This window comes from Armatimonadia bacterium (assembly GCA_039679385.1).
Classification (GTDB): Bacteria; Armatimonadota; Zipacnadia; order Zipacnadales; family JABUFB01; genus JAJFTQ01.
Window position 1 is genome coordinate 21055 of sequence record JBDKVB010000002.1, and the last position, 6000, is coordinate 27054.

Annotated in this window: 5 protein-coding genes; 4 read left to right on the plus strand and 1 reads right to left on the minus strand. The window is 64.0% G+C overall.

Going from position 1 to position 6000, the window contains the following annotated elements; all coding sequences use genetic code 11:
• Nucleotides 1-50: 50 nt before the first annotated feature.
• From ABFE16_00220 to ABFE16_00235, 4 genes are all read left to right on the plus strand, one after another.
• Complete coding sequence (locus ABFE16_00220; GenBank protein ID MEN6343695.1) at nucleotides 51-1391, plus strand: sugar ABC transporter substrate-binding protein; 1341 nt, start codon at nucleotides 51-53, stop codon at nucleotides 1389-1391.
• A gap of 81 nt (nucleotides 1392-1472) precedes the next feature.
• Nucleotides 1473-2378, plus strand: a complete 906-nt coding sequence (locus ABFE16_00225) for a sugar ABC transporter permease (GenBank protein ID MEN6343696.1) — start codon at nucleotides 1473-1475, stop codon at nucleotides 2376-2378.
• Nucleotides 2379-2428: 50 nt separating this feature from the next.
• Complete coding sequence (locus ABFE16_00230; protein MEN6343697.1) at nucleotides 2429-3304, plus strand: carbohydrate ABC transporter permease; 876 nt, start codon at nucleotides 2429-2431, stop codon at nucleotides 3302-3304.
• A gap of 176 nt (nucleotides 3305-3480) precedes the next feature.
• Nucleotides 3481-4674: a Gfo/Idh/MocA family oxidoreductase gene (locus ABFE16_00235; protein MEN6343698.1), complete on the plus strand. Its 1194-nt coding sequence runs from the start codon at nucleotides 3481-3483 to the stop codon at nucleotides 4672-4674.
• Nucleotides 4675-4760: 86 nt separating this feature from the next.
• On the opposite strand, the gene ABFE16_00240 is transcribed toward ABFE16_00235, so the two are convergent.
• The coding region (locus tag ABFE16_00240) for a hypothetical protein (GenBank protein MEN6343699.1) at nucleotides 4761-6000 on the minus strand (1240 nt) is incomplete at its 5' end.

The following is a 6000-nucleotide window of genomic DNA, read 5'->3' on the forward strand; positions in this document are numbered from 1 at the left end:
CCAGTTCTTGTGCGCCGGATCTTCAGCGCCACCAGCAAGGAAACCAAACCATGAAAAAGTTCTTCCTCGGCGTCTTCATCCTGCTCGTGTGCCTGTCGGTCATCGCTCAGGCTACGAAACCGAAACGCCAGTTCGCAGGCAAGACGCGGATCATCTGGACCACCGACAACAACCCCGCCCGCGAGCAGCAGATCGCCATCTTCGATCGCCAGTTCCCCCATCTGAAGCTCTCGATCGACCCGACGAACAACGACATGAGCAAGATCATCGTCCAGACGCTCGCCGGGATTGGCCCCGACGTCATCGACTGCTACAACCGCATGCAGCTCATGACCTACTACCAGGCGGGAATCCTGGCCGACATCACCGACATGGCCCAGAAGGCCGGCACCACACCCGACATCTGCTGGAAGTCAGCCCGCGAAAACATGATGATCAACGGTCGTCAGTATGGCTTCCCGACAAACCCCGGACCGTGGGTCATCTTCTACAACAAGGATATCTTCGACCGCTGCCATGTCCCCTACCCCAAGGGCGACTGGACCTGGGATGAGTTCGTCGAGGTCGCCAAGAAACTCACGATCAAGGGCCCCGACAGCCGGCGCAATGAGACCTTCGGCGTGATGGGCTACGACCTGCAGGAGGCCATCTGGCAGAACGGCGGTCACTTCTACTCACCGAAGGGAACGCGCTGCACGCTGGATCAGCCCGCCGCCATTCAGGCCGCCCAGTGGCTCATCGACCTGCAGTTTGAGCACAAGTGCGCACCCAGTCCCTCCGAAGAGGAGTCCATGGCCGCCGCCGGAGGCTGGGGTCAGGGCGTCATCACCCTCTTCGATGCCGGACGCCTGGGCATGATCCGCTACGGTCGCTGGGGCCTCATCGTGTGGCGCAAGAATCCCAAGATCCGCATCGGCGTTGCCCCCCTGCCCTACCGTCGAGAGAAGGCAACGACCTTCGTCACCCGCATCAGCACGCTCAACAAGAAGAGCCTGTACATGCGCGAGGCCTTCAACTTCATGAAGTTCCTCGCCAGTGAGGACTACGGCAACCAGATCAACGACAGCGCCGACAACCTGGCGCCGGTGAAGCGCCTCTGCTACCTGCCGCGATTCATGAAGAACCCGGAGTACCCGCAGGAGGACTACAACGACGTCTTCCGGCAGGAGATGAAGTGCGCGCGCAGCATCGAGGTCAGTCCCTTCGTGAACCCCTTCGTCGCCGACCGCATCTACCGGCGCTACATCGACCTGATGCGCAACCAGTCGATGACCCCTGTCGAGGCGATGCAGGGAGCGGCCAAAGAGATCAACGCGGCGATCGCGGACTACGTGAAGAAGACGCCGGGGCTGCAAGCGGAGTACGACAAGGCCGTCGCCGAAGACAAGTAGTGGGACGCCAGAACCTGTCAGGGCCGACTTGCGACGCAAGCGAAGGGTCCCAGCTTCTGACTGCCGCCACAGGAGCATACCATGACAAGACGCGAGAATGACTGGCGCACAGCGCTGATGTTCTTGGCACCGAACTTCCTCGGCTTCATGGCCTTCATGGCTCTGCCGATCCTCTTCAGCCTCATCATGGCCTTCACGAACTGGCAGATGACTGAGAAGGTGCCGCTGCAGTTTGTGGGCTTCGAGAACCTGCACAGCCTGCTCACCGAGCCCCGCTTCTGGAAGTTCCTCGGCAACACCCTCTACCTGATGATGGGGATCCCCGTGGGGATCGCCGGTTCCCTGTTCCTGGCGATCATCCTGAGCAAGAAGCTGCGGGGAATCGTCGCCTTCCGCACCATGTTCTACCTGCCGACGATCACCAGCGGCGTCGCGCTATTCATCCTGTGGAAGGCCATCTACAACCCGGAGTTCGGGCCGCTGAACACCGCGCTCGCGGGGATCTTCGACGCCCTCGGGCTGCATGCCAAGATGCCCGACTGGCTGCTGTCGATCGCCTGGGCGAAGCCGGCAATCATGCTCATGGGAATCTGGACGGCTGTCGGCGGAACGAACATGCTCCTTTACCTCGCGGGGATCAGCAACGTCCCGCCGGAGCTGTATGAGGCGGCCGAGATCGACGGCGCCGGACGCTGGGCGATGTTCCGCCACGTGACCTGGCCCCAGCTTGCGCCGACCACCTTCTTCATCGTTGTGATGAGCGCCATCGGCGGACTCCAGGGCGGCTTCGAGCAGGCACGGGTCATGACCGGTGGCGGTCCGGCCGAGTCCACGATCACCCTCGGGTACTTCATCTACCAGAAGGGTTTCGAGGAGTACCAACTGGGCTACGCCTCAGCGATCGCCTGGGTCATGTTTGTCATGATCTTTGCGTTGACTCTGGTCAACTGGAAGTTCGGCAAGTCCGCCTTTGACGTAGAGGTCTAGTCCGGCCTTTCGGCCCCTTATCCATCCCAATTCACTTTCGAGGCCCTCCTATGGAAGACTTCCTTGAGGAGAAACAACAGCGCGCGGCGTCCCTGTTCAAAAGGCGCTCACGCTGGCAGACCGTGGGGACTATCGCCGGCTATGCGGTTCTGAGCATCGCCGCCCTGACGATGATGATCCCCTTCCTCTGGCAGGTGGCGACGAGTCTCAAGCCGCTGGCTGAGGTGCAGTCCGGGCAATTCCTGCCCCAGCAGTGGAAGTTCGGCAACTACGCCGAGGTAATCCGGACGATCCCCTTTGGTCGCTACTACTTCAACAGCCTGTTCGTGGCCCTGTGGGTCACCTTCGGGCAGGTGCTCACGAGCGCCCTGGCAGCCTATGCCTTCGCGCGTGTGCACTGGAAGTGGCGCGACCGCGTGTTCATGCTGTACCTGGCGACCCTGATGGTCCCCGGCCTGGTGACGCTGATCCCGAACTACTGGGTGATGACCAACCTGCACCTGATCAACACCTACACCGTCCTCATCCTCCCGGCCTGCTTCAGCGCCTACGGGACCTTCCTGCTGCGCCAGTTCATGCTGACCATCCCCAGGAGCCTCGACGAGGCGGCGGAGATGGACGGCGCTACCCACTGGCAAATCTTCTGGGATGTGGTGATGCCGCTGGCGCGTCCGGGGCTGATCGTGCTGGCGATCTTCACCTTCATGGGCAACTACCAGTCCTTCTTCTGGCCCCTGGTCATGATCAAGGACGAGTACCTGCGCACGCTGCCCATCGGCCTGCTGTACTTCGACAGCTCCTATGGCCGCGAGACGACGCTGCTGATGGCGGCGTCGGTGATGGCGATGGTGCCGCTGGTCATCCTCTTCGTGGCCGGCCAGAAGTTCTTCGTGAAGGGCATCCAACTCGGGGCTGTGAAGGGATAGACGAGCAACCACTCGCAACCTTCCCCTTCGGGTTTCCCTCAGGCCGGACAGCCTCTGCCAAAGCATGAGGCCTGCCCGGCCTGTTTCGTTAGCTCAAGCCGCGACGAGGGGTGCAGGTCTCGAGACGCTCTGCGCCGAACCGCCGAGAGCCGCTTCTGCATAAGGAGGACTCGCCTATGACCACTCTCCGCATCGCCATGGTCGGCGCAGGATTCGCTGCCGACTTCCATACTAACTCCTTCCGCCAGGTGAGGGGCGTCGACGCCCAGGTCGTCGCCGTCACCTCGCGCCGCCCGGAGAGCGCCCGCGACTTCGCCCAGCGGCACCAGGTTCCTGAGGTCTTCGACTCCCTGGGCGAGCTGCTGGCCAAGACCCAGGTCGATGTCGTTGACCTGTGCGTGCCAACTAACCAGCATGTCCCGATGGCGATCCAGGCGGCCAAAGCGGGCAAGCACGTGATCGTCGAGAAGCCGCTCACCGGCTACTGTGGCGAGCCGGACACACCCGAGGACGAGCTCATCGGCAACACCGTCCCGCGCAGTCATATGCAGCAGCGGGTGATGGAGCAGTGCGCCGAGCTGGACGAGGTGCTGCAGACCAGTGGTGTAAAGCTGTGCTATGCGGAGAACTGGGTCTACGCGCCGACGGTGCAGAAGGCCCGGCGGCTGATGGAGCAAAGCGGCGGCACGGTCCTGCGCATGGTGGCCGAAGAGTCTCACCCGGGCTCCCATGCCTCCTATGCGAAGTACTGGCGCCTGGCCGGTGGTGGATCCCTGCTGCGCACGGGATCGCACCCCATCGGCGGCGTCTGCTACATGAAGCAGGCAGAGGGTCTGGCGAAGGTCGGCAAGCCGATTCGGCCCCGGCACGTGGTGGCAGAGACTGCCTTCCTGACGCGCATCGAGTCCTTTGCGCAGGAGCCGACCAGGTACCTCAAGACCGGGCTGGTGGACTGCGAAGACTGGGGCTCGGCGCTCATCACCTTCGAGGACGGCTCCGTCGCCGAGGTGTGCTCCTCCGACGTGGTCCTCGGCGGCGTCTACAATCATCTGGACGTGTTCCTCTCCACCGGACGCCTGCAGTGCAAGATCAATCCTCAGGACGCTTGCATGGCCTACGGTCCGTGGGAGGGCGCCTGGGGCGAGGAGTACCTGGCGGAGAAGACCTCCACCCGGGCGGGCTGGAGCTACCCGGCCCCGGACGAGGATTGGGTCAATGGCTATCAGCAGGAGATTCAGGATTTCGTCGAGGCAGTGACGCAGGACCGCACTCCCTTGTCGGGATGGATGCTGGCTCGAGACGTGACCGCGGTCATCTTCGCCGCCTATGTCTCTGCAGCGGAGGGGCGTCGCGTCGAGGTCCCGCTCTAGGCTCTGGCGCTTGCCCTCACAAAAGGACAGCCGGAGGCTTGCGGGCCTCCGGCTGTTTGCGTTCTCAGATCAGAACCGGTGAGCTGTTAGTGGCGACGTCCGAAGGGTCCGCCTCCGCCACCCGGGTGCGGACCTGAGGACGGTGCCGACGGTTGCGGGCTCACCGTTGGTGCGCTGAACTTGGGCTGGTCATTGCTGCGGCCACCGAAGACCGAGCCGAAGGACGGCCCTGACGGCTGCGAGACGGAGGGTGCAGGTGTCGACCCTCCACCCAGCCAGCTCGGTCGATCGTTGCCACCTGATCCGCGATCGGGGCGGAAGAGGTCCCAACCGCTGCGGCTGGGGCTCTCCGTCTTGGGCTCGGGTGTCGGGATGTTCCACACCGGGCGACTCGGCGTCGTGATGTCCGGGGTGCGCACCGGCTCTGGCATGCGTACCGGCGCCGGCGTCACCCAACTCGACCGCTCAGACCTGTCCGTATTGCGCTCCGGTGTCGGTATGTTCCACACCGGGCGACTCGGGGTCGCGATGTCCGGTGTGCGGATCGGCTCTGGTGTGCGTACCGGCGCCGGTGTCGGAGTGATCCAACTGGACCGCTCAGACCTGTCCGTCTTGCGCTCGGGTGCCGGGATGTTCCACACCGGGCGACTCGGCGTCGCGATGTCCGGTGTGCGGATCGGCTCTGGTGTGCGTACCGGCGCCGGCGTCGGAGTGATCCAACTCGACCGCTCGGACTTGTCAGACTTCCGGTCTGGTGCCGGTATGTTCCACACTGGGCGACCCGGCGTCGTGGTCACAGGCTCCGGCTTGCGCCCCGGCTCTGGTGTGCGGTCCGGCGTCGGCAGGGAGATGTCCCAGCCCGACCGGCCCGGCTTGTCCGACTTGCGCTCCGGTCCACCAAGTTCTGGGCGGCTCGGAGTACCTGGCCCGGTCTCCGGCCTTCCTATCGGTGCCGGTGAGGGGGCCCCGAACTCCGGCTTCCCGGATCGGCGACCGAAGGGGTTGTCGATGCGCGGTCCCTGTCCGGTTGGACCACCCGGTCCGCCTGGACCACCAAAACCGCCTGGTCCACCTGGGCCACCCGGTCCACCTGGTGGTGGCGACACACGTGACGGTTCCCTCTTCTCACCAATGATGAACCCACGGTGCTGATCCGGAGGCGGCTGCCCCGGACCAAAGGGGCGGTAGTCCCTATCTACCTTCCACGGGCCGGCATCGATGCGGTACCCGGGTCGGCCTGGGCCCTCGGGACGGTACATCGGCTGTCTGTCGCCCCTGATGAAGCTTGGGCCACGGTCGTCACGCGGGTGCCAGGGCTCATAGGGC

Bases quoted from the DNA above. Each gene is read 5' to 3' on its own strand.
- ABFE16_00235 (MEN6343698.1), top strand. From the start codon at position 3,481: ATGACCACTCTCCGCATCGCCATGGTCGGCGCAGGATTCGCTGCCGAC.
- ABFE16_00230 (MEN6343697.1), top strand. From the start codon at position 2,429: ATGGAAGACTTCCTTGAGGAGAAACAACAGCGCGCGGCGTCCCTGTTC.
- ABFE16_00220 (MEN6343695.1), top strand. From the start codon at position 51: ATGAAAAAGTTCTTCCTCGGCGTCTTCATCCTGCTCGTGTGCCTGTCG.
- ABFE16_00225 (MEN6343696.1), top strand. From the start codon at position 1,473: ATGACAAGACGCGAGAATGACTGGCGCACAGCGCTGATGTTCTTGGCA.